Origin of the sequence: uncultured Massilia sp. (assembly GCF_913773735.1) — a bacterium.
Lineage (GTDB): Bacteria > Pseudomonadota > Gammaproteobacteria > Burkholderiales > Burkholderiaceae_D > Telluria.
Map to the genome: position 1 here is coordinate 57,816 of NZ_CAJYEB010000018.1, position 26,077 is coordinate 83,892.

General features: G+C 69.1%; 23 protein-coding genes. 7 read left to right on the top strand and 16 right to left on the bottom strand.

All coding sequences use genetic code 11. The features are described 5' to 3' along the window. Position 1: 1 nt before the first annotated feature. The 8 genes from bamB to ndk all read right to left on the bottom strand — a co-directional run bounded on the left by bamB (position 2) and on the right by ndk (position 8,326). A complete protein-coding gene (bamB, locus tag QZ749_RS07325) occupies positions 2–1,156 on the bottom strand; it encodes an outer membrane protein assembly factor BamB (protein WP_296945146.1) in 1,155 nt (384 codons plus the stop codon). Positions 1,157–1,270: 114 nt separating this feature from the next. Next, positions 1,271–1,930, bottom strand: a complete 660-nt coding sequence (locus QZ749_RS07330) for a tetratricopeptide repeat protein (protein WP_296945149.1) — start codon at positions 1,928–1,930, stop codon at positions 1,271–1,273. Between the two features lie 42 nt (positions 1,931–1,972). Further along, a complete protein-coding gene (gene hisS / locus QZ749_RS07335) occupies positions 1,973–3,313 on the bottom strand; it encodes a histidine--tRNA ligase (RefSeq protein ID WP_296945152.1) in 1,341 nt (446 codons plus the stop codon). A gap of 119 nt (positions 3,314–3,432) precedes the next feature. Continuing rightward, positions 3,433–4,698 (bottom strand): flavodoxin-dependent (E)-4-hydroxy-3-methylbut-2-enyl-diphosphate synthase, encoded by a 1,266-nt coding sequence (gene ispG / locus QZ749_RS07340; protein WP_296945272.1) that lies wholly within the window; start codon positions 4,696–4,698, stop codon positions 3,433–3,435. A 42-nt stretch (positions 4,699–4,740) separates the two neighbouring features. Next, positions 4,741–5,790, bottom strand: a complete 1,050-nt coding sequence (locus QZ749_RS07345; protein ID WP_296945156.1) for a helix-turn-helix domain-containing protein — start codon at positions 5,788–5,790, stop codon at positions 4,741–4,743. Positions 5,791–5,808: 18 nt separating this feature from the next. After that, positions 5,809–6,606, bottom strand: coding sequence for a type IV pilus biogenesis/stability protein PilW (gene pilW / locus QZ749_RS07350; protein ID WP_296945157.1), 798 nt, complete (start codon positions 6,604–6,606; stop codon positions 5,809–5,811). After that, positions 6,606–7,778, bottom strand: coding sequence for a 23S rRNA (adenine(2503)-C(2))-methyltransferase RlmN (gene rlmN, locus QZ749_RS07355; RefSeq protein WP_296945274.1), 1,173 nt, complete (start codon positions 7,776–7,778; stop codon positions 6,606–6,608). The genes pilW and rlmN overlap by 1 nt, the downstream gene beginning before the upstream one ends. Positions 7,779–7,900: 122 nt before the next feature. After that, positions 7,901–8,326, bottom strand: coding sequence for a nucleoside-diphosphate kinase (gene ndk, locus QZ749_RS07360; RefSeq protein ID WP_296945159.1), 426 nt, complete (start codon positions 8,324–8,326; stop codon positions 7,901–7,903). Positions 8,327–8,652: 326 nt separating this feature from the next. On the opposite strand from ndk, the gene QZ749_RS07365 reads away from it, so the two are divergent. The 4 genes from QZ749_RS07365 to QZ749_RS07380 all read left to right on the top strand — a co-directional run bounded on the left by QZ749_RS07365 (position 8,653) and on the right by QZ749_RS07380 (position 14,820). Then, positions 8,653–9,336, top strand: a complete 684-nt coding sequence (locus tag QZ749_RS07365) for a Bax inhibitor-1/YccA family protein (RefSeq protein WP_296945161.1) — start codon at positions 8,653–8,655, stop codon at positions 9,334–9,336. A 163-nt stretch (positions 9,337–9,499) separates the two neighbouring features. Then, positions 9,500–9,847, top strand: a complete 348-nt coding sequence (locus tag QZ749_RS07370; RefSeq protein WP_296945162.1) for a hypothetical protein — start codon at positions 9,500–9,502, stop codon at positions 9,845–9,847. Positions 9,848–9,937: 90 nt separating this feature from the next. Next, entirely contained in the window at positions 9,938–11,941 is a 2,004-nt protein-coding gene (locus QZ749_RS07375) for a TonB-dependent receptor (protein ID WP_296945276.1), read from the top strand. Between the two features lie 227 nt (positions 11,942–12,168). Beyond that, positions 12,169–14,820 carry an ATP-binding protein gene (locus QZ749_RS07380; RefSeq protein WP_296945164.1) on the top strand — a complete coding sequence of 884 codons (2,652 nt, stop codon included), beginning with the start codon at positions 12,169–12,171 and terminating at the stop codon, positions 14,818–14,820. A 106-nt stretch (positions 14,821–14,926) separates the two neighbouring features. Here the strand turns inward: QZ749_RS07380 and rlmD are convergent, their stop codons facing one another. The 7 genes from rlmD to QZ749_RS07415 form a co-directional block, all read right to left on the bottom strand. After that, positions 14,927–16,342: a 23S rRNA (uracil(1939)-C(5))-methyltransferase RlmD gene (rlmD, locus tag QZ749_RS07385; RefSeq protein WP_296945278.1), complete on the bottom strand. Its 1,416-nt coding sequence runs from the start codon at positions 16,340–16,342 to the stop codon at positions 14,927–14,929. Positions 16,343–16,609: 267 nt separating this feature from the next. Continuing rightward, positions 16,610–17,626, bottom strand: a complete 1,017-nt coding sequence (rpoS, locus tag QZ749_RS07390; protein ID WP_296945166.1) for an RNA polymerase sigma factor RpoS — start codon at positions 17,624–17,626, stop codon at positions 16,610–16,612. A gap of 9 nt (positions 17,627–17,635) precedes the next feature. Further along, positions 17,636–18,532, bottom strand: a complete 897-nt coding sequence (locus QZ749_RS07395) for a peptidoglycan DD-metalloendopeptidase family protein (protein ID WP_296945168.1) — start codon at positions 18,530–18,532, stop codon at positions 17,636–17,638. A gap of 32 nt (positions 18,533–18,564) precedes the next feature. Next, positions 18,565–19,428, bottom strand: coding sequence for a protein-L-isoaspartate(D-aspartate) O-methyltransferase (locus QZ749_RS07400; RefSeq protein WP_296945169.1), 864 nt, complete (start codon positions 19,426–19,428; stop codon positions 18,565–18,567). Then, positions 19,425–20,162, bottom strand: coding sequence for a 5'/3'-nucleotidase SurE (surE, locus tag QZ749_RS07405; RefSeq protein ID WP_296945170.1), 738 nt, complete (start codon positions 20,160–20,162; stop codon positions 19,425–19,427). Before surE ends, QZ749_RS07400 begins: the two co-directional genes overlap by 4 nt. A gap of 325 nt (positions 20,163–20,487) precedes the next feature. After that, a complete protein-coding gene (locus QZ749_RS07410) occupies positions 20,488–22,059 on the bottom strand; it encodes a hypothetical protein (RefSeq protein ID WP_296945172.1) in 1,572 nt (523 codons plus the stop codon). Between the two features lie 8 nt (positions 22,060–22,067). Further along, positions 22,068–22,676, bottom strand: a complete 609-nt coding sequence (locus QZ749_RS07415) for a toll/interleukin-1 receptor domain-containing protein (RefSeq protein ID WP_296945173.1) — start codon at positions 22,674–22,676, stop codon at positions 22,068–22,070. A gap of 198 nt (positions 22,677–22,874) precedes the next feature. On the opposite strand from QZ749_RS07415, the gene QZ749_RS07420 reads away from it, so the two are divergent. Beyond that, entirely contained in the window at positions 22,875–23,849 is a 975-nt protein-coding gene (locus tag QZ749_RS07420) for an NADPH:quinone oxidoreductase family protein (protein WP_296945174.1), read from the top strand. Between the two features lie 216 nt (positions 23,850–24,065). Here QZ749_RS07420 and QZ749_RS07425 read toward each other — a convergent pair whose 3' ends face one another. Continuing rightward, positions 24,066–24,959 carry a LysR family transcriptional regulator ArgP gene (locus QZ749_RS07425; protein WP_296945175.1) on the bottom strand — a complete coding sequence of 298 codons (894 nt, stop codon included), beginning with the start codon at positions 24,957–24,959 and terminating at the stop codon, positions 24,066–24,068. Between the two features lie 97 nt (positions 24,960–25,056). On the opposite strand from QZ749_RS07425, the gene QZ749_RS07430 reads away from it, so the two are divergent. Continuing rightward, positions 25,057–25,461, top strand: coding sequence for an ACT domain-containing protein (locus QZ749_RS07430; protein WP_296945177.1), 405 nt, complete (start codon positions 25,057–25,059; stop codon positions 25,459–25,461). Beyond that, a complete protein-coding gene (locus QZ749_RS07435) occupies positions 25,458–26,069 on the top strand; it encodes an alpha/beta fold hydrolase (protein WP_296945179.1) in 612 nt (203 codons plus the stop codon). Before QZ749_RS07430 ends, QZ749_RS07435 begins: the two co-directional genes overlap by 4 nt. Positions 26,070–26,077: the final 8 nt, after the last annotated feature.

Here is a 26,077-nt window from a genome sequence, read left to right on the forward strand (position 1 = left end):
ATCATTCGACCGCGATGGCGGTCACTGTTCCGTTTTGTGTTTGAAAAATCAGGTGCGATCCCGCCACCAGCGGGCTCGCCACGATGGCGCTGCCGTCGGTCGCGGCGCGGGCCAGGAAGGCACCGTCCTCGCGCGACAGGAAATGCACGTAGCCCTGGTAGTCGCCGACGGCGACGGCGCGGCCGTACGACACCGGCGTGGACAGGCGGCGGAAGGCCAGCTTGTCGTTCTTCCAGGCGCTGGTGCCGGTGTCGCGGGCGTAGGCCGACAGCGCGCCCTTGTCGTCCGGGACGAACACGAAGCGCTGGTCGACGGCCACGCCGACTTCCGACGAGGTGTCGCGGGTCCAGCGCGCACTGCCGGTCAGCAGGTCGAAGCAGCCGGCGCGGCCCTGGTAGGACACCGCGCAGACGTCGCCGTCGATGATGACCGGCGCGCCGCCGATGTCGGTCACGCGTTCCAGCTCGGTCGCGCCGCGGGCGACGCCCACTTCGATCTCCCAGCGCGGCGCGCCGGTCGCCAGCAGCAGCGACAGCAGCTTGCCGCCCGGCTGGGCGATGATCACGTCCTTGTCGTGCACGACCATGCCCGGCGCCAGGCGCAGGGTCAACGGCGGCGCGGCGCGCTGCACGGTCCACTTCTTCTGGCCCGAGGCGGCGTCGTAGCCGACGATGCGGTTGTCGATGGTGCGCGCGACCACGATGCCCTGGCCGACGGCCGGCGCCGACAGGATCTCGCTCGACAGCTGGGCCTTCCACAGCGGCTTGCCGTCCATGTCGAAGGCCAGCAGCATGCCCTTGGCGCCGCCGACGGCGATCACGTTGCCGTCGGTGCCGACGCCGGCGGTCAGGTCCATGCCGGCCTTCACGCGCCACAGCTGGCGGCCGCTCTCGGCCTCGGCGCGCACGATCTCGCCGCCGCCGCCGGCGACGACCACGGTATTGCCGGCCAGCGCCGGCGTGAACTGGTAGTGCTGCGACTTGCCGACGTCCAGCTTCCAGGCGGTGCGCACGGCCATCGACCCCTTCAGGTCGACCAGCGGCGCGGGCTGGTTGCCCTTCGGCTTGGAGGCGAACGGGTTCAGCGAATTCAAGGTGGAGCAGCCCGTCATCAGGGCAAGGACACCGACACCAACGAGCTTGCGGGAAATGCGCATGTTCTTTTTTACCTTGTTCTTGAAAATACTACGCTCCCGCCTTGGCGGGAGCCCATGCCCTCATCCGTCGCCCCGGCCCCGGCCGGCCGCCCTGGCCGGAGCGACGGTGTGTGCTTATGCCGGCTTGACGCTGGCCGCCGGCGCCGGGGCGCCGCCGATCGCATCGAGCTTGACCTGGGTGATCTGGCGGCCCGGATGGTTCTTGTCCATCTTGTCCAGCGCCGCCTGGTAGGCGGCGCGCGCCTCGGCCGTCTTGTTCTGGGCGACCAGCACGTCGCCCTTGCGGTCCTGCACCTCGGCGGCGAACTGCGGCAGGAACGCGGCGTTCAGCACGGCCAGCGCCTGGTCGTAGGCCTTCTCGTCGAGCAGCACGCCGGACAGGCGCAGGCGCGCCACCGACTTGTACTCGTCGTTGCCGTGGTCGACCACCCATTGCAGCTGCGCCTTGGCGGTCTTGAGGTCGTTGGCGTCGAACGCCGACTTGGCGGCGGCCAGCGCGGCCATCTGGGCGTAGGCGGTCGCGCCGAACTTGCCCTCGACGTCGGCGGCGATGCGCTGCACCTTGGCGTTGTCGCTGGCCTGCGCGGCCTCGACCAGGCTGTCGTACAGGCCGGAGGCCTCGGCCGACTGCTTGGCCTGGTGCGAGCCCCAGAAATTCCAGCCGGCGTAGCCGGCCAGCGCGATGATCAGTACCCAGGTGATCAGGTTGCCGAAACGGCTCCAGAAGGCCTTGAAGTTGGCTATCTGTTCCTGTTCTTCGAGATCGTATGCCATTGTCGTTCTTGTCTGTTGGATGGATGGGGCCGCGGCGGCGGATTACGGGTGGTAGTGCACGTGGTCGTGGTCGTGATCGTGGTCGTGCCCGCCCACGATCTGGTCGACCAGGTAGTCGACGGCGGCGTCGAAGGCCACGCTCTCCTGCTGTCCTTCGGCTTCGCGCAGCGACTTGACGGCGACGACGCCGTTGCTCACTTCGTCCTCGCCGATGATGACGGCGAAGGCGGCGCCCGAGCCGTCGGCCTTCTTCATCTGGCTCTTGAAGCTGCCGGCGCCGGCCGGGGTGGCGCAGTGCAGGACCACGTCCAGGCCGGCGTCGCGGATGCGCTCGGCCAGGATGAAGGCGCGCAGGCGCGCTTGCTCGCCCTGGTGCACCATGTAGACGTCGCACTGGGCCGGCTCGGCCGGCTCGCCCTGCGCCTTCATCAGCTCGACCAGGCGCTCGATGCCCATCGCGAAGCCGATGCCCGGCGTCGGCTTGCCGCCGAAGGTCTCGATCAGCGGATCGTAGCGGCCGCCGGCGCAGACGGTGCCCTGCGCGCCCAGCGCATCGGTGACCCACTCGAACACGGTGCGGTTGTAGTAGTCCAGGCCGCGCACCAGGCGCGGGTTGACGGTGTACTGGACGTTGTTGGCGTCCAGGATGGCCTTCAGGCCATCGAAGTGCGCCAGCGATTCCTCGCCCAGGTAGGACAGCAGCTGCGGCGCGGCGTTCACCAGGTCCTGCATCGCCGGGTTCTTGGTATCGAGGATGCGCAGCGGGTTGGCGTGCAGGCGGCGCTTGGCCTCGGCGTCCAGCACGTCGGCGTTCGCCTCGAAATAGGCGATCAGGTCGGCGCGGTGGCGCTGGCGCTCGTCGGCATTGCCGATCGAGTTCAGTTCCAGGCGGATGCCGTCCAGGCCCAGGTCGTCCCACAGGCGGCGGCACAGCATGATCAGCTCGGCATCGATGTCCGGGCCCGAGAAGCCGATGGCTTCGGCGCCGAACTGGAAGAACTGGCGGTAGCGGCCGCGCTGCGGACGCTCGTGGCGGAACATCGGCCCCTTGTACCACAGGCGCTTCGGGCCGTCGTAGGCGAGGTTGTGCTCGACCACGGCGCGCACGACGCCGGCCGTGCCTTCCGGACGCAGCGTGAGCAGGTCGCCGTTCATCGAATCGGTGAAGGAATACATTTCCTTCTCGACGATGTCGGTGACGGCGCCGATGGCGCGCGCGAAGAGGCCGGTTTCCTCGACGATCGGGGTGACGATCTTCTGGTAGCCGTAGCTCTTGAGGACCGACTCCGCGGTGTTCTCGAACAGTTCCCACAGCGGCGCGTCGGCCGGGAGGATGTCGTTCATGCCTTTGATGGCAACAATCTTTTCTTTTTTGTCGGACATGTCAATTTGCCTTGCAACGCGTGGTGGGCACGGGGTGCCCACCCTACGTTATGGTGATAATCTCGTAGGGCGGGCATTTGAGGCCAAAAGGCCTCAAATGAAACGTGCCCACCATTGCGTCACGATACCGTGGCCTCGCGGCCGTAATTTTTCTGCACGTAATCCAGCACGATCGTCTTGAACTCATCCACGATCCGCTCACCGCGCAGTGTAGCGACCTTTTCGCCATCCACAAAGACCGGGGCCGCCGGCGACTCGCCCGTGCCCGGCAGCGAAATGCCGATGTTGGCGTGCTTCGATTCGCCCGGACCGTTGACGATGCAGCCCATCACGGCCACGTTCATCGCCTCCACGCCCGGATATTCCTGCTTCCAGGTCGGCATCTGCTCGCGCAGGAAGGTCTGGATGTCGTCGGCCAGTTCCTGGAACACGGTCGACGTGGTGCGGCCGCAGCCCGGGCAGGCGATCACCATCGGGGTGAACTTGCGCAGGCCCATGGTCTGGAGGATCTCCTGGCCGACCACGACTTCCTTCGTGCGGTCGCCGCCCGGTTCCGGCGTGAGCGAGATGCGGATCGTGTCGCCGATGCCTTCCTGCAGCAGCACCGACAGCGCGGCCGTCGAGGCGACGATGCCCTTGCTGCCCATGCCCGCCTCGGTCAGGCCCAGGTGCAGCGCGTAGTCGCAGCGCTTGCCCAGCTCGCGGTACACGGCGATCAGGTCCTGCACGCCCGACACCTTGCACGACAGGACGATCTTCTCGCGCGCCAGGCCGATTTCCTCGGCGCGCTGGGCGTTCTCGATCGCCGACGTGATCAGGGCTTCGTACATCACGGCCTGGGCGCTCCACGGCTGGGCGCGCGCGGCGTTCTCGTCCATGATGCGGGCCAGCAGCGCCTGGTCCAGGCTGCCCCAGTTGACGCCGATGCGCACCGGCTTGTCGTAGCGGATCGCGGTCTCGATCATCTGGGCGAACTGGCTGTCGCGCTTGGCGCCCTTGCCCACGTTGCCGGGATTGATGCGGTACTTCGACAGCGCCTGCGCGCACTCGGGATAGTCGCGCAGCAGCAGGTGGCCGTTGTAGTGGAAGTCGCCGACCAGCGGCACGTCCACGCCCATGCGGTCGAGCTGTTCGCGGATGGCCGGCACGGCGGCCGCCGCTTCCGGGGTGTTGACCGTGATGCGCACGATCTCGGAGCCGGCGCGCGCCAGCTCCTTGACCTGGATGGCGGTGCCGATGGCGTCGGCCGTGTCGGTATTCGTCATCGACTGCACGACCACCGGCGCGTCGCCCCCGATCGTCACCGCGTGCGCGCCGTGGCGCACGACCACGCCGCGGCTCGGCCGGCGCGCCAGCGGGCCCGAGGCGATGGGATCGACGGACATGTTCGAAAAAGTCATGGTGCCTTGTTTCCGTTCCGGTTCAGCTTATTGGAGATTCACGCGCGCCAGCGTCTTGCCCGGCACCGGCGGCAGCGCCACGTTGGCGCCGCGCAGCGTGGCCGTCACGCCGGTCGGGTTGCCGACGACGACGCGCACCGGCTGGTCGACGTTGACGGTCTCGGTGCTGCCGCCCTTGACCAGGCGCGAGATCAGCGCCGCGCCGCCCTTGGCCGGCCGTACTTCGATCCACGAATCCTCGCGCACGTTCAGCACCAGCGCGTTCGCGCCGGACGCCGGCACGGGGGCGGCCGCGGCCGGCGCGGCGGCGACCGGGGCGACCGGGGCATTACCCAGCGTCGCGGCCGGATTGGCCGGCGCGACCGGGGCCGTCGCCGGCGGCGCGCCGGCGGCCGTGGTCGACGGCACGTTGACGACCGGACCCGGCGCCGCGGTGGCCGCCGTGCCCGCCGCCGCAGTCGTCGGGGCGGCCGCCGGCGCGGCGTCGGTCGCGGACGCGCCCGGCACCGAGATCAGCGGCACGGACGGGTTCTGCAGGGTTTCGACGGCGTGGCCATCGGGTACGCCGGTCGTGACGGCCGGGGTACCCGGCGCGGCCACGGTATTGCCGTCGGCATGCTGGCCGAGCGGCACCAGGCCGAACTGCCAGGCCGCCGCGGCGGCCGCGACGACGACCACGGCGCCGGCGATCCAGCCCAGCGGCAGCGACGAGCGCTTGCCGTGGCTGGGGAATTTCGATTCGGAGAACGACGCCGGGGCCGGACGCCGTGCGGCCGTGGCCGCGCTGGTGTCGGCCGGGGCCGGCGATTCCATCTCGATCTGGGCCACCAGCGGGGCCGGATCCAGTTTCATCAGCTTGGCGTAGGCACGCACGAAGCCGCGCGTTACCGCCGGGCTGGGCAGCGAAGCGTAGTCGCCCGCTTCCAGCGCCACCACCTGGCGCACCGCCAGCTTCAGCTGGTCGGCGACCTGCTCGACCGACCAGCCCATCGCTTCGCGCTGGGCGGCCAGGGTCTGGCCAGGAATCTTGTTCGGGTTGTCGGGCGTCGCCGGCTGATCTGCACGCTCGGAACTCATTGTCGTTGTCTCACTCGCTTAAAATGCACCGCGCTCGAACGCCGCGTATTCGGGCGAGCCGGGGAAACGCTTGCGCAGCTGGGCGGCCATGGACGCTTCCATGGTGCGGTCTCCCAGCATGCGCTTGACCCGGATGGCCAGCCACAACACGTCGGCCGGCAGCGCATCGAGCTTCGCTGCCTCCGTCAGGCGGTTGATGAAAAACCCGGCGCGGGTATAGTCGCGCCGCTCGAAATACACCCGCGCCAGCCCGGCGCTGACGGCCGGCAGGTCGGGATCGTAACGCAGCGCATCGAGCAGGTAGCGCTCGGCCGCGTCGACGTTCCTGAGCTTCAGGGCACAGTTGCCCGCGTTGACCATGGCCTTGGACGGAGACGTGTACGCCGGATTCTGCAGCGCGCTCTCGAAATACGCCATGGCGTCCTGCGGCCGGTTGCCGGCATCGCACAGGAACAGCCCGTAGTTGTTGGCCAGGTCCGGATTGCGCGGCGCCAGGCGCAGCGCGTGCCGGAAGTTCTCGTCGGCCAGCGCGGTCTCGCCCATCGCGGAGTAGACCAGCGCGCGCACCCCGTAGGCGTCGGCATAGTCGGGGTCGGCGGCGATCGCCTGCTTGACCTCGTCCAGCGCGATGTCGTACTTGTGGTCCTGGAAGTAGCCGACGGCCAGCTCCAGGCGGATCCGGGCACGCTTTTCCGCGGCGGTCTGGTCGGACGCCGTCTTCAGTTCCCGCACGGGGCCCTCGCCGCTGCCGGCACAGGCCGACAGGAGGGCGAGCAGCAGCGCGCAGGGGGCGAGACGTCCGGCCAGCCCCGTCATCAGGACGCGATCTCCACGATCTTGCCGAAGTTGGCGCCGAATTTCTGCTGGTATTCCGCCATCTTGCTCATGCGCTCGTTGACGCGGGTGCGGTCCTTGACCTCGCCGGCCAGCTGGCCGCAGGCGGCGTCGATGTCGTCGCCGCGCGTCTTGCGGATGGTGGTCACGATGCCGGCATCCATCAGCACCTGGGCGAACGCCTTGATGCGCGGGTTCTTCGAGCGCAGCAGGCCCGATTCCGGGAACGGGTTGAACGGGATCAGGTTGAACTTGCAGTTCACGCCCACTTCCGGGTCGTTGACCAGCGCGATCAGCTCGCGCGCATGCTCGTCGCTGTCGTTGACGCCGTCGAGCATGCAGTACTCGAAGGTGATGAAGTCGCGCGGCGCGAATGCGAGGTAGCGCTTGCAGGCTGCCATCAGCTCGCGCAGCGGGTATTTCTTGTTCAGCGGCACCAGGCCGTCGCGCAGCGGATCGTTCGACGCGTGCACCGACACGGCCAGCGCCACCGGGCATTCCTGGCTCAGCTTGTCCATCATCGGCACCACGCCCGAGGTCGACAGGGTCACGCGGCGGCGCGACAGGCCGTACGCGTTATCGTCGAGCATCAGCTTGAGGGCGGTGACGGTCGGCTCGAAGTTCAGCAGCGGCTCGCCCATGCCCATCATGACGACGTTGGTGATCTGGCGCTCGCCCTTCGGGCCGCCTTCGATGCCTTTCGTCTTGCGCAGCTCGAACTCGGCCATCCACAGCTGGCCGATGATCTCGGCCACGGTGAGGTTGCGGTTGAAGCCCTGCTTGCCGGTCGAGCAGAAGCGGCAGTTGACGGCGCAGCCGGCCTGGGTGGAAATGCACAGCGTGCCGCGCGTCTCTTCCGGGATGAACACGGTCTCGACGGCGTTGCCGTTGCCCACGTCGACCAGCCATTTGCGGGTGCCGTCGGACGAGGTGTGGTCGCTGATGATCGCCGGGGCGCGGACCTCGGCGCGGGTCTTGAGTTTTTCGCGCAGCGACTTGGCCAGGTCGGTCATGTCGTCGAAGTTCGCGACCCCGAACTGGTGGATCCAGCGCTGCAATTGCTTGGCCCGGAACGGCTTCTCCCCCAACTCGGCGCAATAAGCCACGAGTTGCGCGGGATCAAAGTCCAGCAGGTTGGTGAGAGTTGCCATAATGATTCCTGAACCTTCCAAAATAAATCCCGCCCGCCGGGGCCTGCCGCACAGCGGCAGGCAGACACGAGCGAGCGGGGATACGACGTATGTTAACGCAGCGTGAGCCGGGTCAACGAAAAAAATTAACGCGAGTAGACGTTCAGCGCCGGGAAGTAGTAGGCGATTTCGACGGCGGCGGTTTCGGCAGCGTCCGAACCGTGCACGGCGTTGGCGTCGATCGAGTCGGCGAAGTCGGCGCGGATGGTGCCGGCGTCGGCCTTCTTCGGATCGGTCGCGCCCATCAGTTCGCGGTTCTTGGCAATCGCGCCTTCGCCTTCCAGCACCTGGATCATGACCGGGCCCGAGACCATGAAGTCGACCAGGGCGCCGAAGAACGGACGCTCCTTGTGGACCGCGTAGAAGCCTTCGGCTTCGGCGCGCGACAGCTGTGCCATGCGGGCAGCGACGATCTTCAGGCCGGCGCCTTCGAAGCGGCTGTAGATTTGGCCGATCACGTTCTTGGCGACGGCGTCAGGTTTGATGATCGACAGGGTGCGTTCGATTGCCATGTAAAACTCCAATAAAAAGAAAGGTTTAAATCGAGAAGTTGACTCAATCAACCCTCGATTTTAGCACAGATCGACGCGTCCACCGATATTGCACCGCCGCCGGCCGAAGTGTTACAGTCATGATGTCAATATCCTGTCCGGCGCGCCCGCTTGCCACGTCCGCACCGCCTGCGCCGCCTGCGCCGCCAATGAGCGACCATGGGACGGAGCGACAGCTTGACGGCGCCGGCTTAGGCGATGCTTAAAAAGCCATGCCGACTGTTGATTCAAAGGATTTTTCCCCTATATTGGGGGTGAACGGCATTTTTCACACTACGGAGGGCACCATGATCCCCAGCCTGCAGAAAACCTACGATACCTCGGCCATCCAGGCCTCGCGCAACCGCGTCATGCGCAACACCTACTGGCTGCTCGCGCTGTCGATGGTACCGACCGTGCTGGGCGCCTTCGTCGGCATCCAGTTCCACATGCCCGCCTTCACCGGCGCCATGGGCATGCTGCTGTTCTTCGCGATCGCGTTCGGTTTCATCTTCGCCATCGAGAAGACCAAGAACTCGGCGGCCGGCATCCCGGTGCTGCTCGGCTTCACGTTCTTCATGGGCCTGATGCTGACCCCGCTGCTGCGCCACACGCTGGGCTTTTCCAACGGCGGCACGCTGCTGATGGGCGCGTTCGGCGGCACCGCGGCCGTGTTCGCCGTCATGGCCACCATCGCCACCGTCTCCAAGCGCGACTTCTCGGGCATGGGCAGCTGGCTGTTCGCCGGTACCATCGTGGTGCTGCTGGCCATGGTGGCCAATATGTTCCTGCAGATCCCGGCCCTGCACCTGGCCCTGCTGGTGATGATCGTGGGTATCTTCTCGGCCTGGCTGCTGTTCGACGTGCAGCGCATCGTGCGCGGCGGCGAAACCAACTACATCAGCGCCACGCTGTCGATCTACCTGAACATCTACAACATCTTCACCGCCCTGCTGCAGCTGCTGGGCATCGGCTTCGGCAACCGCGACTGAGCCGGCGCCCCACCCTGCACTTCCGGAACGACAGGAGAGCCGGCCGAGCGCCGGCTTTTTTGCGGCCATGCCCGGCATGCATACCAAAGTGCCATTGTCAGATTCCCAGCGTCATGCGTAGAATACGCGCTTGCCCCCATCGGCGCTGCCCATCACCCGCTCCATGCCCCGTAGCCTGATCCACGTATTGCTGTCGCTGCTGCTGCTCGTTTCGCAGCAGTTCTCGGTGGCGCACGGCTATACGCACTGGAACGAGGTCGGCGAGCGCATCGCCCAGGCGCAGCGCGCCGCGGCGTCCGACGACGGCGGCAAGCCCGCCAAGCCGGCATTGCACGACCTGTGCGGCCAGTGCCAGGCCAGCGCCCAGATCGCCTTCGCGCTGCCCGCCACCACGCGCCAGTTCGTCCCCATCGCGCTGGCCTACGCCGTCCCGTCCCTGCCGGCCACGCCGGGCATCTGCCTGCTGGCCGACTGCCCGTTCCAGCCGCGCGGCCCGCCCCGGGCCGGATAACGCGTTTCACCCCTTTGCTGCATCCCGCCTGCCGCCGGCCCGCCCGCGGCGGCGCGGACCGTTATCCATTCGCCCGAGGTTTTACACATGATGAAGATTCAACGTACGCTGCTGTCCAGCGCGATCCTGCTCGCCTTCCACCCGGCCATCCACGCCCAGACGGCGTCCACCACCGCCGCCGCCGGCGCCCAGCCCCAGCAGGTCGTGGTCACCGCCTCGCCCTTTCGCAACAGCGAGAGCGACCAGATCCTGACCCCGGCCAAGGTGCTGGCCGGCGACGAGCTGCGCGACAAGGTCGGCAGCTCGATCGGCGAGACGCTGTCGCAGGAACTGGGCGTCTCGGCCTCGGCCTTCGGCGCCGGCGCCTCGCGCCCGATCATCCGCGGCATGGAAGGCTCGCGCGTGAAGATGCTGGAAAACGGCATGGCCACGTCCGACGTGTCCGGCCTGTCGAACGACCACGCGGTGGCGTCCGAAGGCGCGGTCGCGCACCAGATCGAGATCCTGCGCGGCCCCGCCGCCCTGCTGTACGGCTCGGGCGCGATCGGCGGCCTCGTCAACGTCGTCAACGAACGCATCCCGACCGAGCTGGAAGCCAGGCCGACCGGCCAGGTCGAGACGCGCTACAGCACGGTCGACAACGGCCGCAACGTGTCCGGTACCGCCGACACGTCGGTCGGCCAGCACGTCGCCCTGCACGTCGACGGCAACTGGCGCGAGACGAACGACTACAAGATCCCCGACACGCGCGTGCTGGGCGACGCCAGCACCGCGATGGACCGCCTGCCGCATTCCGACACCCGCGAGCGCAACGTCGGCATCGGCGGTTCCTGGATCGACGACTGGGGCTATGCCGGCATCTCGGCCTCGCACCTGACGAACCTGTACGGCATCCCCAGCGACGAAGGTTCGCGCATCGACCAGAAGCAGGACCGCTACGACTTCGACAGCCTGGTCAAGAAGCCCCTGACCGGCTTCGAGGCGTTCCGCTTCAAGGCCGGCTATACCGACTACCGGCACGCCGAACTGGGCGAGGACGGCCCGGAAGTGCTGTTCAACAACCGCTCGCTGGAGACGCGCGCCGAGCTGACGCACGCGCCGGTCGCCGGCCTGCACGGCACCTTCGGCTTCCAGACCGAGAACACCCATTTCTCGGCGCTCAGCGCGGAAGGCGGCGCGGACACGGTGCCGCTGACGCATTCGAAGAGCGCGGCCGCGTTCCTGGTCGAGGAAGCGAACGCCGGCCCGGTCAAGCTGTCCGGCGGCCTGCGCTACGAGTCGGTCGACCGCGAACCGGTCGGCAACAGGAAGCGCACCTTCGACCTGACCTCGGGCTCGTTCGGTGCGGCCTGGCCGTTCATGCCGGGCTACAGCGCCGGCGCCACCCTGTCGTACGCGCAGCGCGCCCCGGCCATCGAGGAACTGTATTCGGGCGGTCCGCACGACGCCACCGCCACCTTCGACATCGGCAATCCCGACTTCGCCAAGGAGACCTCGCGCAACATCGAGCTGTCGCTGCAGAAGACGACGGGCCTGCTGCGCTGGAAGGCGAACGTCTACCGCAACAACGTCGACAACTTCATCTACGGCCGCATCAGCGACGACCTGGTCGACGAGGAAGGCAACCCGGGCGGCGAATTCCGCACCCGCACCTTCGAGCAGGCGGCGGCCCACATCCGCGGCGCCGAGGCCGAGCTGACCTGGAACCAGACCGGCGCCGGCTGGAACGGCCGCCTGTTCGCCGACAGTTCGCGCGGCAAGCTCGACGCCGGCGGCAACCTGCCGCTGCAGCCGGCCGACCGCGTCGGCGCCAGCGTCGGCTACCGCGAAGGCGCCTGGCGCGGCGGCCTGTCGCTGGTCCACGCGCGCGGCCAGGACCGCCTGGCCGCATCCGAGACGACGGCCACGCCGGGCTACAACCAGCTCGACGCCAACCTGTCGTACACGCAGCGCGTGGCCGGCACCGACGTCACCTGGTTCCTGCTGGCGAAGAACCTGTTGAACGAGGACATCCGCCTGTCGACCTCGGTGCTGAAGGACATCGCCCCGCTGCCGGGCCGCAACATCGTGGTCGGCGTGCGCACGAAGTTCTGACGCCGCCGGCATGCCGGCGTCCCGTGCGCCGGCATGCCGGGGAGTTTGCTATCTTGGCATCGACGTCATGTTCATCATGCGTTTGATGCCAGGCGTTTGGATGAGCATCATCATTTTTCTCGCGCCAATCTACATGGCCGGCTGGAAAGTGTATTTTTTTTCATGCCCGTTCCTGGACCGGGGTTTGCGCATAAAATGGGAGCTTTCAGACCACGGAAGCCTCCACCATGGAAGCAGCGGCCTGCGACTTTCAACTGCTCGACAGCGCCGGCGCCATCCGCGCCGGCTACCACGTCCATGACTGGTCCTCGTCCGTGCTCGGCGCGCCGGAACACTGGTGCGCGCCGCTGCGCCACGCGGCCAGCCTGATCCTCGAATCCGAATTCCCCATGTACCTGGCCTGGGGGCCGCGCCTGACCCTGCTCTACAACGCCGCCTTCGCCGCGTTGCTCGACGCGCGCCATCCGGGCGTGCTCGGCATGCCGCTGGCCGAGGTCTGGCCCGAGCTGTGGCCGGGCATGAAGCCACTGGTCGAGCGGGCGCTCGGCGGCCACGCCACCTACGGCGAGGACGTGCCGACGACGATGGCGCGCGACGGCCGCCAGGTCGAGGGCTGGTTCACGATCGCCTATTCCCCGCTGCGCGACGACGACGGCCGCGTGCGCGGCGTGCTGTGCGTCACCAGCGAGACCACCCAGCGCGTGCAGCTCGAGCGCCGCCATGCGGTGCAGCTGCAGGTGGTCGACAGCCTGCGCCGCCTGCACCACCCGGCCGACATCGTCGAATGCGCCTGCACGCTGCTCGGCAAGCACCTCGACCTGTCCAGCACCTGCTACGTCGAGGCCGACGAGGGCGACGGCAGCTTCGAGGTCGTGCACGACTGGATCCACGACGCCGGCGTGGCGCTGGCCGGCCGGCGCGCGCGCCTGGACGACTTCGGCCCGCAGGCGCTGGCGCTGCTGCGCACCGGTTCGCCGCTGGCGGTGCGCGACGTCGTGCTCGACCGGCGCATGCAGGAACGCGGCGCGCGCTACGCCGCCGCCGGGGTGCGCGCCATCCTGGTGCTGCCCAAGGTGCGCCGCGGCCAGCTGCTGGGCGCCCTCGTCGGCCACGCGCCCGAGGCGCGCGACTGGGACGAGGAAACCCAGCGCCTGGCCACCGACATCGCCGAACGCAGCTGGGAAGCGCTGGACCGCGTGCGCGCCGAGCAGGCGCTGCGCGACGCCGTGGCGCGCCAGACGACGCTGCTGGACATGAACGAGTTCCGGCTCGAGATGTCCGACATGCTGCGCCGCCTCGACTGCCCGGCGCAGATCTTCCTGCGCACGGCGGCCATGCTGGGGCGCTTCCTGCAGGTCAGCCGGGTGCTGTACGGCGACTACGACGCCGACAAGCAGCTCGTGACCTTCCATTCCAACTACACCGACGGCATGGTGGCCGAACTGAACGGCACCTTCCCCGCCGCGCTGTTCGGCGCCGCCAACTTCGCGTCGCTGGTCCAGGGCACTTGGGTGTCGAGCGACATGCAGCGCGATCCGCGCACGGGCGGGCCGGACACGTGGCCGCACTTCGCCGCGCTGCAGATCCGCTCCGGCGTGGCCGTGCCGCTGCACCGCAGCGGCGCCATCACGTCCTGCCTGTTCATCAACGACAACCTGCCGCGCGTCTGGAGCGCCGACATCGTGCGCCTGATCGAGGACGTGGCCGAACGCGCGCTCAGCGCCGTCGAGCGCGTGCGCGCCGAGGACGCGCTGCGCCTGGCCGACCGCCGCAAGGACGAGTTCCTGGCGATGCTGGCGCACGAGCTGCGCAACCCGCTGGCGCCGATCGCCGCGGCGGCCCAGCTGCTCGGCATGGGCACGCCGGACGCCGGACGCGTGGAGCGCACCAGCGCCATCATCGCGCGCCAGGTCGAGCACATGACGGGCCTGATCGACGACCTGCTGGACGTCTCGCGCGTCACCCGCGGCCTGGTCGTGCTGGCGCGCGACGCCATCGACCTGCGCCGCGTGGTGGCCGACGCCGTCGAGCAGGTGCGCCCGCTGATCGAGGCGCGCCGCCACGTGCTCACGCTGCACCTGGACGAGTCGCCCGAGCCGGCCGTCGTGCAGGGCGACTACAAGCGCCTCGTGCAGGTGCTGGCCAACCTGCTCAACAACGCCGCCAAGTACACGCAGGAAGGCGGCCGCCTGGCGGTGACGATGAGCGTGGGCGCCGACCAGGTGCTGGCGAGCGTGTCCGACAACGGCATCGGCATCGCGGCCGACCTGCTGCCGACGGTGTTCGACCTGTTCTCGCAGGCCGAGCGCACGCCGGACCGCGCCCAGGGCGGCCTGGGCCTCGGCCTGGCGCTGGTGAAGAGCCTGGTGGAGCTGCACGGCGGGATGGTGACGGCGGCCAGCGAGGGCCGCAACATGGGCAGCGAGTTCACGCTGCGCCTGCCGCGCCTGCGCACGGCCGCGGCGGCCGGCAACGGCGCCGCCTTGCCCGGCGCCGCGGCGCCAGGCGGCACGCGCCGCCTCGAACTGATGCTGGTGGACGACAACGTCGATGCCGCCACCACGCTGGCGCTGCTACTGGAAGCGGCCGGCCACGCGGTGACGGTGCTGCACAACCCGTCCGACGCCCTGGCGCAGGCCGAGTCGCGCCGCTTCGACGTGTTCCTGCTCGACATCGGCCTGCCCGGCATGAGCGGCTACGAACTGGCGCGCCGCCTGCGCAAGCTGCCCGGCGCCATGCATGCGACGCTGGCGGCGATCACCGGCTACGGCCAGCAGTCCGACCAGGCCAGCGCCATGTACGCGGGCTTCGACGCCTATTTCGTCAAGCCGGTGGACGCGGACAGGTTGTTCGCCCTGCTGGAGCGGGTGGCGGCGTAGCAGTAGTCATCGGGTGGTCGAACGCGTGGACGGGGAACCCGTCCACCCTGCGCGCGCGGTGTCGGTGGGGTGGACGGCGCTGCCGTCCACCCCACCGGCGTATCGATTACGCCGCGTCCGCCTGCGGCGCCTGTTCCACCGCCGCGAACTCGCGCGGCACGAAATCGTCCAGCAGCTCGAACACGCCGATCGATTCCACGTGCGACGTGTGCGGGAACATGTTCGCCACGCCCGCCCTGGTCATCGCATAGCCGGCGCGGTGCGTCAGGATGCCGGCGTCGCGCGCCAGCGTCGACGGGCTGCACGAGACGTAGACGATGCGCCTGGGCATCAGTTCGGGATGCGTCTGGCGCAGCTCGGCCAGCGCCAGGGACAGCGCCACGGCGCCGTCGCGCGGCGGGTCGACCAGCATGCGGTCGAACTTGCCCAGCGCGACCAGGTCGTCCTTCGTCACCTCGAACAGGTTGCGGGTGTAGAACGTGGTCTTGTCCGACAGGCCGTTGGCGCGGGCGTTGTCCAGCGCGCGCGTGGTCAGCGCCGTGCTGCCCTCGATGCCGACCACTTCGCGCGCCTGCGTCGCCAGCGGCAGCGTGAAGTTGCCCAGGCCGCAGAACAGGTCGGCGACGCGGTCGGTCTTCTCCACCTCCAGCAGGCGCAGCGCCTTGGCCACCAGGATGCGGTTGATCTGGTGGTTCACCTGTGTGAAGTCGGTCGGCTTGAACGGCATCCGGATGCCGAATTCCGGCAGCGTGTAGTACAGCTCCCGGTAGCGGGGGTCCTGCGGCGCCGGGTAATACGGCGCCGCCGTGTCCGGCCCCTTCGGCTGCAGCCACCACTGGATGTTCCACCGGTCGGCGAAGGCCTTCACCAGCACCTCGTCGGCCGGGCTCAGCGGCGCCATGATGCGCAGCACCAGCACGGTCGCCTCCTCGCCGACGGCGACCTCGATCTGCGGCATCTGCTGGTAGATCGACAGCGCGCCGACCAGCTCGCGCAGCGGCACCAGCATCCTCGACAGGTGGTCCGGCAGGATCTCGCAGCTGGTCATGTCGGCCACGTAGGACGAATGGCGCTCGTGGAAGCCGACCAGCACGGTGCCCTTCTTGGCGACGTAGCGGACCGACAGGCGCGCGCGGTAGCGGTAGTCCCAGGTCGGGCCGTACAGCGGGCGCATGATGTTCTCGGCCCTGGTCTTGCCGATGTGCCACAGGTTATCTTCGAGCACGCGCTGCTTCATCGCGACCTGGGCCGACGGCTCCAGGTGCTGCATCGAGCAGCCGCCGCAGTGCCAGAAATGCGGACACTTCGGCTCGACGCGCATGCTGGACGCCTTTTGCAGCGTGACCATGCGGCCCGATTCCCAGTTCTTCTTCTTGCGCAGGGTCTCGAAGCTGACGCGCTCGCCCGGCAGCGCGCCTTCGACGAAGATCACCTTGCCCGGCGTGCCGTCCTCGTTCTCCAGGTGGCCGACGCCGCGCGCGTCCATGTCGAGGGATTTGATGTTGATGAAGGTTTCTTGCATGGTCATGAAGAAGGGAATCGGAGTCGATCGCAATCGGTGAGACGGCCTGCGCCCCCGGCACGTCGCCGCCGTGCGGACGGGGCCCATGTCGTTCGACGAAGCCGGGAGGCGAACGCCGCGACTGCGAGGAGCGAATTGGGCCCCCGCCTGCGCGGAGGTCGCTTTCCGGCCATGCCGGGAAGTCGTTTCCGGCAATGCCGGCAACGACAGTGCATGGGCCACCAGGAATTCAAAAAGACAAACGGGCCATTCGCGGCCCGGCGGGCATCATAGCAAGGAATCGCGCACGACGCCACGGGCAGCCATGGCACGCTTGAGCTTGACGAGGGCTTCCTGCTGGATCTGGCGCACCCGCTCGCGCGTCACGCCCATCTCCTCGGCCAGCGTCTCGAGCGTGGCCGGGTCGTCGTTGTCGAGGCCGAAGCGGCGCATCACCACCACGCGCTGCTTGTCCGGCAGCTTCTGCAGCCAGTCGCGCACCAGCAGCGCCATCTCGTGCTGCTCGGCGCGCGTGTCGGGGCTGACGTCGCCCTCGTCGGGCAGCATGTCCATCAGGCTGCTTTGCGGGTCGTTGTCGAGCGGGGCGTCGAGCGAGGTCGCGTGTTCGGACAGCGCCAGGATGTCCTGCACCTCCTCCACCGGGCGCCCGACCAGGCTGGCGATATCCTCGGCGCTGGCTTCCTTGCCGTCGTGGTGCTGGGCTTCCAGGTGGTACTTGGCGCGCAGCACCTGGTTCAGCTCGCGCACCATGTGCACCGGCAGGCGCACCGTGCGCGCCTGGTTCATGATCGCGCGCTCGATGCTCTGGCGGATCCACCAGGTCGCGTAGGTGGAGAAACGGAAGCCGCGTTCCGGCTCGAACTTGTCGATCGCGCGCATCAGGCCGATATTGCCTTCCTCGATCAGGTCGAGCAGCACGACGCCGCGGTTGATGTAGTGCTTGGCGATCGAGACGACCAGGCGCAGGTTGTGCTCGATCATCTTCTGGCGCGCCGCGAAGTCGCCGGACTTGGCCAGCGTGGCGTAGTGCACTTCCTGCTCCGGGCCCAGCAGCGGCTTGGCGCCGATGCGGTTCAGGTAATGCTGGGTCGTGTCGGTCGAGAGCTCGGCCTGCAGCACGTTGCGCAGCTCGTCGGCCGCGCCGCCGTCGCCATCGGCCCCGGGCAGCACGTCGGCGCGCCCGGCCCCGTCCGCGAAGTCGCCGCCCTCCAGCGCCTCGTCCGGGACGTCGTCCGGCAAGTTGTCCGGCGGGTCTGCATCGAGGGGATCGGGGGGAGGCGTCATCGGGGTTCCCTAGCGGCTGGGCAGGAACCTGGCCGGGTCGACCGGCTTGCCCTGCTGGCGGATCTCGAAATGGAGTTTGACCGTGTCGGTGTCCGAACTGCCCATTTCGGCGATTACCTGGCCCTTGGTCACGTTCTGACCTTCCTTGACCACGATCGCGCGATTGTGCGCGTACGCCGACAGCAGGCTGTTGCTGTGCTTGACGATGACCAGATTACCATATCCGCGGATGCCGCTGCCCGCGTACATCACCTTGCCGGAACCGGCGGCCATCACTTGCTGGCCGAGCTTGCCCGCGATGTCGATGCCCTTGTTCTTGCCTTCGTCGAACGTGGCGACGATGCGGCCGTCCGACGGCCACATCCAGCTCAGCTTCTCGTCGTCGTTGGCGGTGACCGTGCTGCCGGCCACGATGCCGCTGGCGGCCACCTTCTCGGCCTTCGGATTGTCTTCCTTCTGCGCGCTGGCCAGGTTCGACTCGCTGTACGGCTTCTTGTCGCCGCGCGGCTCGGTCTTCTTGGGCGGCGCGGCCGGGCGCTCGGCGCCCGGCATGGAGATCGGCGCCGTCACCACGGCGCTGGAGCCGCGTTCCGGCGGCGCCACCTTCAGCACCTGGCCGACCTTGATGTCGTCCGGATCGGCCAGGTTGTTCCACGCCACCAGGTCGCGGTAGTTCTGGCCATGGTCGAGGGCGATGCGCAGCAGCGTGTCGCCACGGCGCACGGTATAGCTGCCGGCGGCGTCCTGGCGCTCCTCGGCCGGCGGCGGCGTGGCCGGACGCGGGCGCGAGAGGGGGATGGACGAGGTCGGACGGTCGATCACGGGAGCGACGCGAGTCTCGGTACTGCAGGCGGACAGCAGGCCGAAGCACATCAAGAACAGGGCTGAGCGGGACGTTGGTTTCATTCTCTCTTAATTCTATTGCAACATTCTGGCATTCAGACGATGCCTGGCCGCAGTGGCACGAAATGGCAGCTTTCCAGCGTTTCGCTGGTCCATTCCGACTTTCCTGTGCGAATAATACGCTGCAGGTGCTGGACCTGCGCGCCAACGGGCGCCACCAGCCGGGCGCCGATGGCCATCTGCTCGAGCAGTGCGCGCGGCACGTCGAGTCCGGCCGCCGCGAGGATGATGCCGTCGAACGGTGCTGCCTGCGGGAGCCCTAGCATACCATCTCCGTACTGCAAGCGCAGATTGGCGATACGCAACGGTCTCAGGTTAGCCTTGGCCAGCTCGTGCAATGGCTTGATGCGCTCGATCGAATACACCTCCTTCGCCACGCAGGCCAGTACCGCCGCCTGGTAGCCGCAGCCGGTGCCGATCTCGAGCACGCGCTGCAGCGGCTTGCCGCTACCCTTGAGCAGCTCGATCATGCGCGCCACGATGTACGGCTGGGAAATCGTCTGGTTGTGCCCGATCGGCAGCGACACGTCGGTGTACGCCTGGGCCGACAGCGCCTGTTCGATGAACAGGTGGCGCGGGATGGTTTCCAGCGCCGCCAGCACCTGCGGATCCTTGACGCCCTGGCGCGCCACGCGCGCGGCCATGGCGCGGCGCGGCGCCTCGGTCGCCATCAGGTCGGAGCGGGCCAGCGTCTGTTGCGGCTGGGACGGCCCGGCGGGCGCGGGCACCCCGTGGGCACCATGGGCGCCGCTGCGCGCCGCCGTGGCCTGGCTGTTGGAGCGGGCATTCTGGGTCGCGGTCTGCGGCGTCGCCACCGGAGCCGGCGCAGCGGGCTTTCGCGTGCCAGTGCCCGTGACGGACGACAACGGCAGGGGGAAGTTGCTGCGCTTTTCGCTCATCCCAGGCCTCGCCGCAGCAGGTCCAGCTGTTCGCGGTGGGTCAGGTCGACCTGCAGCGGCGTGATCGAGACCTGGCCGCTGGCAGTGGCGTGGAAATCGGTGCCCTCGCCGGCATCGCGGCAGGCGCCCGGGGCGCCGATCCAGAAGATCTCGCGGCCGCGCGGGTCCTTGCCGCGGATGACGGGCTCGGCATGGTGGCGGCGGCCCAGCCGCGTCGGCACCAGTGCGCCCATGCGCTCGTACGGCAGGTTCGGGATATTGACGTTCAACAGGAACGGGGCGTCGTCGAGGTCGAAACGGCGCAGCACGATGTCGCGCGCGACCCTGGCCGCCGACTCGACCTCGGCCCAGCCGGAATGCACCTGGGAAAAGGCGATCGCCGGGATGCCGAACAGGTAGGCCTCGGTCGCGGCCGCCACCGTGCCCGAGTACAGGGTGTCGTCGCCCATGTTCTGGCCGTTGTTGATGCCCGAGACGACCAGGTCGGGGAGCGCGTCGAGCATCGCCGTCAGGGCGATGTGCACGCAGTCGGTCGGGGTGCCGTTGACGAAATAAAAACCGTTGCCGGCCTTCGTCACCGACAGCGGGCGGTCCAGCGACAGCGAGTTGGACGCGCCCGAGCGGTTGCTGTCGGGCGCCACCACCGTGATGTCGGCGACCGGCGCGAGCGCATCGGCCAGGGCCTGGATGCCGGGAGCGAGGTAGCCGTCGTCGTTACTGATAAGGATACGCATGCACGCGATTTTACCCGAAGCAATGGCTAGATCGACCGATCCGGCTGCACATTTATTGTCCACGCGGCCCATGCGCCGGCCTCGTGCGCGCGTCGTGCCGGCGCCGGACTTGCCGCGTTCCTGCTCCGTACTTGCCTCGTAATTGCCTCGTAATTGCCTCGCACTTGCCTCGCAATTGCCCGTACTCGCCACGGACTCGCCCGTACTTGCCCCGTCCTTGCCCCGTACCCGCCACGGACTTGCCTCGGACATGCCATGGACCCGCCCCCGTGCCCGCGCCGTGCCGGCCCCCGGCCGGCTCCCGCGCCTGGCCGCCGGGCCGCGTTCAGCCCGGCACCAGCGGCCGCCCCCCCGCCGCCCGGATCAGGGCGCCTTCGAGCGAATGCACCTCGTCCTGGGTGAAGGCCAGCAGCGCATCCTTGTCCCCTTCCTGCAGATAGACCTGCTTGATCATGGCGGCGCCGCGCCGCCGTAGCGGATCCGCGACACTCGGGCGCAGCACGCTGTTGCGCAGGCTGTCGGCCAGCGCGCGCGCCTCGCGCGGGCTGCGGCTGTCGATCAGCTCTTGCAAACGCGACAATTTATCATCGAGCACGTCGCCACCCTCCCCGCCCGGGCCATCCTCGCCCGAGCGGTCCCCGCCGTGCCGCTCGGACGGGTCGCCGCCGCCGCGGCGCGTGCCGGCGTGCCCGCGCTTTCCCTCTTCCATCGCGTGCAGGCCGGCCTCCAGGGCGATCACGTGCTGTTCGATGCGGCGCGCCGCTTCCAGCTCGCCCTGCTGCCCGAGATAGAGCTCGGCCAGCCGGGCCAGCTCGCGCACCATGGCCGGGGCCGCCTGGTCGGCGGCGCGCCGGCGCAGCGCCTCGGCGGCCTGCACCAGCCGCACCTCGGCCAGGGGGCGCCAGGGGAATTGCCCCGGTTCCAGCCATTCGAGCAGCGCCTCGATGCCGCGCAGGGGGCCGAGGCGGTCGCCCTGGCCCGGCTGGGCGCGGCCGGCCGGCGGTGCCGCGCCGAGGATGGCCGATTGCGGCAGTTGCACTTCGTCGAAATAGCTGTCGAGCGAGAGGCCGGCCAGGCCGTAGGCCTCGCCCAGCAGCTTTTCGAGGATCGCCTGGTAGCCGCGCAGGCCCTGGCGCACGTCGCCCAGGCGCCAGCGCCGCCGGCCCTCGGCGGCCGCGTCGACCGGGGCCGGCAGCGGATACACCAGCAGCGGACGCTGTTCGTCCTCGTGGCTGCAGCGGTAGTCGAGCGCGCGCGCGACCACGCCCTGCAGGCCGTCGAGGCTGCGCGGGTCGGGCGTGAACAGGCCGACCAGCCGGTCGGGCAGCAGCGCGGTGCAGACGCTGGTGGCCGCCGAGCGGCCGCTGCGGCAGTCGACCAGCACGTGGGCGAAGCGGCGCGCGAGGTGCGCGGCGAAGGCGCGGAACAGGGCCGGGCAGGCACAGAACAGGGCGTCCCAGTCGAAGCGGTCGACGCGCTCGCCGTAGCTGTCGTCGAAGCGGCCGGCGCGCATCAGGTACAGCGGCCGGCTGTCGTCGATGCGCTCGATGTGGTCGTCCCAGTCGAGGCTGCCGAGCACGCGCGCGGCCAGCGCCTCGGCGTCGGCGTCCGGCGCGCGGGCGGGCGCGCGCAGGCGCTCGCGGCAGGCCTCGAACAGCTCGAGCACGCCGGCGCGCCGCATCGCGGGCGGCTGGCCGGGGAAATAGTGGTGCAATCCTGGCGATTCGAGGTCCCAGTCGATCATCAGGACCGGTGTCTGTGCGTGCTCGCGCCCGGCCAGCAACCAGGCGGCATGCGCCAGGGCCAGGCTGCGCACTGGGGCGCTGTCATAGGAATAGAACGTCGTCACCTCGCCGGCCGCTGCGGCCGGTCTTGCGGCGATGCGGTTGGTTTCCATAGGGCTCCTCATTTTTTTGGAAAGTCAGGATCCTGCAGCTCACGCCACGGTGGTGGGACATCGGGGAGCACGAATTGGTTGCAGTCATGCCCGGGCGGCGTGCATTTTTTCAGGTACTGGTAATGGGCGACGATGCGCCTGACCATCTTGTCGATGTCCGGCAGGAAGTCCGGGTTCGACTTGAGGTCGGCCGTGGCCATCGTGAAGCGCGAGAAGTCGACGTAGAACGAGGCGTCGCTGACCTGCGGCGGCAGCCGGTCCGGATGCTGCGTCATGATCACCGGTATGATCAGGCGGCTAGGCAACGGATACCAGGTGCCGCGCTCCGCCTCGAGCAGGCGCATGGCCGCGTATTCGCGGCGCGTGTAGGCGTGCGCTTCGTATTTCGGCGTGTAGATCAGGATCATGCAGACGCTTTCGCACATCGCGCGGGCGATCTTGCGGTCGAGGTCGTCTCCTCCTCCGAGCTGTTCGGTATCGACGAACAATTCGTCTTCGTTGTCGAAATAGGGTTCGAGGTAGCAGCGCAGCGCATCGGCCAGCGTGGTCTTGAACCGCTGCATGAGCTCGTGCCGGCCATGGGCATAGCTGAAGAAACAGCCGTAACGAATGGTCATCGCTCCCCCTTCTTGTCGTCGTGCCGCCGTAGGTTCCGGGACCTGGAGACTCTAACAAGCCACCCGCCCTGCATGTTGCGGGAGCGCAGGGGTCGGCACCCGCAGCCGGGGTCAAGAGGCGCCGACCCCGGCTTTCTTGCCGCGACGCCAGCAACAGGCATAATCGAACATTTACGCGCAGAAATAACAGGAGGAGACATGAAAGCCATCGTCTGCAAGGCATGGGGTCCGCCCGCCAGCCTGGTGCTGGAAGACTTGCCGGACCCGGTGCCCGGCCCCGGCCAGGTCGTGGTCGCGGTGCATGCCGCCGGCGTCAATTTTCCGGACGTACTGACCGTCCAGGGCAAGTACCAGGTCAGGCCACCCCTGCCCTTCACGCCCGGCATGGAATTCGCCGGCGTCGTGCGCGCGGTCGGTCCGGACGTCGCCGGGCACGCCCCCGGCGACCGGGTGATCGGCTTCACCCGCACCGGCGCCTTCGCCGACCTGGCGCTGGCGCCCGTCGACACGCTGGTGCCGATGCCGGACGGCATGGACTTCGACGTCGCCGCCTCGGTCACGCTCACCTACGGCACCTCGCACCATGCGCTGGTCGACCGCGGCGCCCTGCGCGCGGGAGAGACGCTGCTGGTGCTGGGCGCGGCCGGCGGGGTCGGGCTGGCGGCGGTCGAGATCGGCAAGGCGCTGGGCGCGCGCGTGATCGCCGCGGCGTCCAGCGCCGACAAGCTGGCAGTCTGCCGCGCGCACGGCGCCGACGTCCTGATCGACTACGGCCGCGAGGACCTGCGCGAGGCGATCCGCGCCGCCACCGGCGGCAAGGGACCGGACGTGATCTACGACCCGGTCGGCGGCATCTACAGCGAACCGGCGCTGCGCGCGATCGCCTGGCGCGGGCGCCACCTGGTGGTCGGCTTCGCCAACGGGGCGATCCCGCAGGTGCCGTGGAACGTGGCGCTGCTCAAGGGCGCGTCGATCGTCGGCGTGTTCTGGGGAGACTTCCAGCGCAAGGAGCCGCAGGCGAACGCGGCGGCGATGCGCACGATGCTGGACTGGATGATGGAAGGCCGGCTGCGACCGCTGGTGTCGAAGCGCTATGCGCTGGAAGACACGGCGCGGGCGCTGGAAGACATGGCGGCGCGCAAGGTGACCGGCAAGGTCGTGATCGAACCCTAGATGTAGGGTGGGCAGCTCCACCTGTGTGGCGAGCGCCGCCACGACGCCCGCGCTGCCCACGCGTGACGCCAGCATCATGTTGGCGCCATGCCCGCACGGGACAACCGCAGCGCTGAACAACCGCAGCGCCAACGGAACGCGGACGTCACGCGTGGGCAGCTCAGGCGTAGCGTGACGGCGGCCCGTGGGGTGGAGCTGCCCACCCTACGCCTACGCCTACGGCACGGCCCCGCCTTGCAGCCAGCGCCCCGCCACCGCCACGATCGCCTCGTTCAGCGCCCGCGTCAGCGGCGTGGTGATGTTCCAGTGCTGCCAGTACAGCGGCACGTCCAGCGCGGTGCCGGGCGCCACCTCGGCCAGCGTCCCGCCGGCGAGCTGGCCGCGCACCTGGATCTCGGGCGCCATGCCGTAGCCGTGGCCCGCGGCCAGGAAGACGACGAAGCCCTCGGCGCTCGGGAACAGGTGGTGCGGGACGGCGTCCGGCAAGCCCAGCGCGCGCAGGTAGCGCTGGTGCAGCGTGTCGCCGCGGTCGTACACCAGCGCGGGCGCGCGCAGCACGGCCTCGGCCGTCAGGCCGGCCGGGAACCAGCGCGCGAGGAAGGCCGGCGCCGCCACGCAGCGGTAGCGCATGACGCCCAGCGGCACCGCCGACGTCCCGGCGGCCGTCTCGGGCGCACTGGTGACGCAGCCGGCCACGCGTCCCTCGCGCAGGTGGCGCAGCGTGCGGTCCTGGTCGTCGATCAGCACGTCGACCAGGCAGGATGGCGCCGCCAGGATGCCCGCCAGCGCTTCCGGCAGCCAGGTGGCGGCGCTGTCGGCGTTCACCGCCAGCGCCAGCGCCGGCAGGCGCGCGCCGCGCGCTGCGTCCGGTTCCAGGCCCACCTCGAGCAAACGCACCTGGCGGTAATGGGCGACCAGGCGCTGGCCGCGCGGCGTCGCCCGCGGCGGCTGGGCGCGTACCAGCAGCAGTTCGCCGGCCTGCTCCTCGAGCGCGCGCAGGCGGTGCGAGACGGCCGGCTGGCTGATCGACAGCGCGGCCGCGGCCCGCTCGAAGCTGCCGTGCTCGATGACGGCGTCGAGCGCCGCCAGCGCCTTGTAGTCCAGTTCCATGCCATCAAATCCGCGAATGAATCATCAACAAGATTCATTATACTTATCCGAACCGACGCTCTATGCTGGCAGCCTTGCACTGCCACATGAGAAAACCATGACGCCACACAAGGAAATCCACCAGGTCACGCTGGAACTGGACGACGCCGCCTACACCATCAGCCGCCTCGATCCTGGCGCCCCGATGCCATCCTGGGCCGACGGCCCCGGCTTCGTGACGATCAGCCGCTCGGCGCACGAACTGTCGATCGTCTGCCGCGCCACACGGGTGCCGCCCGGCACGGCGCAGGAAGACGGCTGGTGCTGCCTGCGCTTCGTCGGCCCGTTCGCCTTCGGCGCCACCGGCATCGTGCTGTCCGTGGTGCGGCCGCTGTCCGAGGGCGGGCTGGGGGTGTTCGTCGTCTCCACGTTCGACGGCGACCACCTGCTGCTCAAGCAGGCCGACCTGCCCCGCGCCCGCGAATTGCTGGCCGGCGCCGGCCACGTGCTGGTCCCGGCATGAGCCGTCCGTCGACGCTGTTGTTCCTGCCGGGCGCGCTCGGCCGGACCGAGGCCTGGCAGCCGGTGGCGGACGCGCTGGCCTTCACGGCGCAGCATGTCCACCTGTCCTGGCCGGGTTTCGGCGGGACGGCGCCGGATGCGTCCATCCGCGGCATCGACGACCTGGCCGGACGCGTGGCGGCCGCCATCGACCGCCCTAGCGCCCTGCTGGCCCAGTCGATGGGCGGCGTGGTCGCCGTGCTGGCGGCGCTGCAGCGGCCGGAACTGGTGACGCATCTGGTCTTGAGCGCCACCTCGGGCGGCATGGACCTGGCGCCGCTCGGCGCGCAGGACTGGCGTCCGATGGTGCGCGCCAGCCATCCGGACCTGCCGGACTGGTTCCTGCGCAGCACCGACGACCTGACGGCGCGCTTGCCGGCGCTGCGCATGCCGGTGCTGCTGCTGTGGGGCGATGCCGATCCGATCAGTCCGGTCGCGGCGGGCGAGCGGCTGCAGGCGCTGCTGCCGGATGCGCGGCTGCACGTGCTGGCCGGCGCCGGCCACGACCTGGTCGAGACCCGCGCGGCGGAGGTGGCGCGACTGGTCGACGCACACCTCGCGCCGGGGTGAAGACGCGC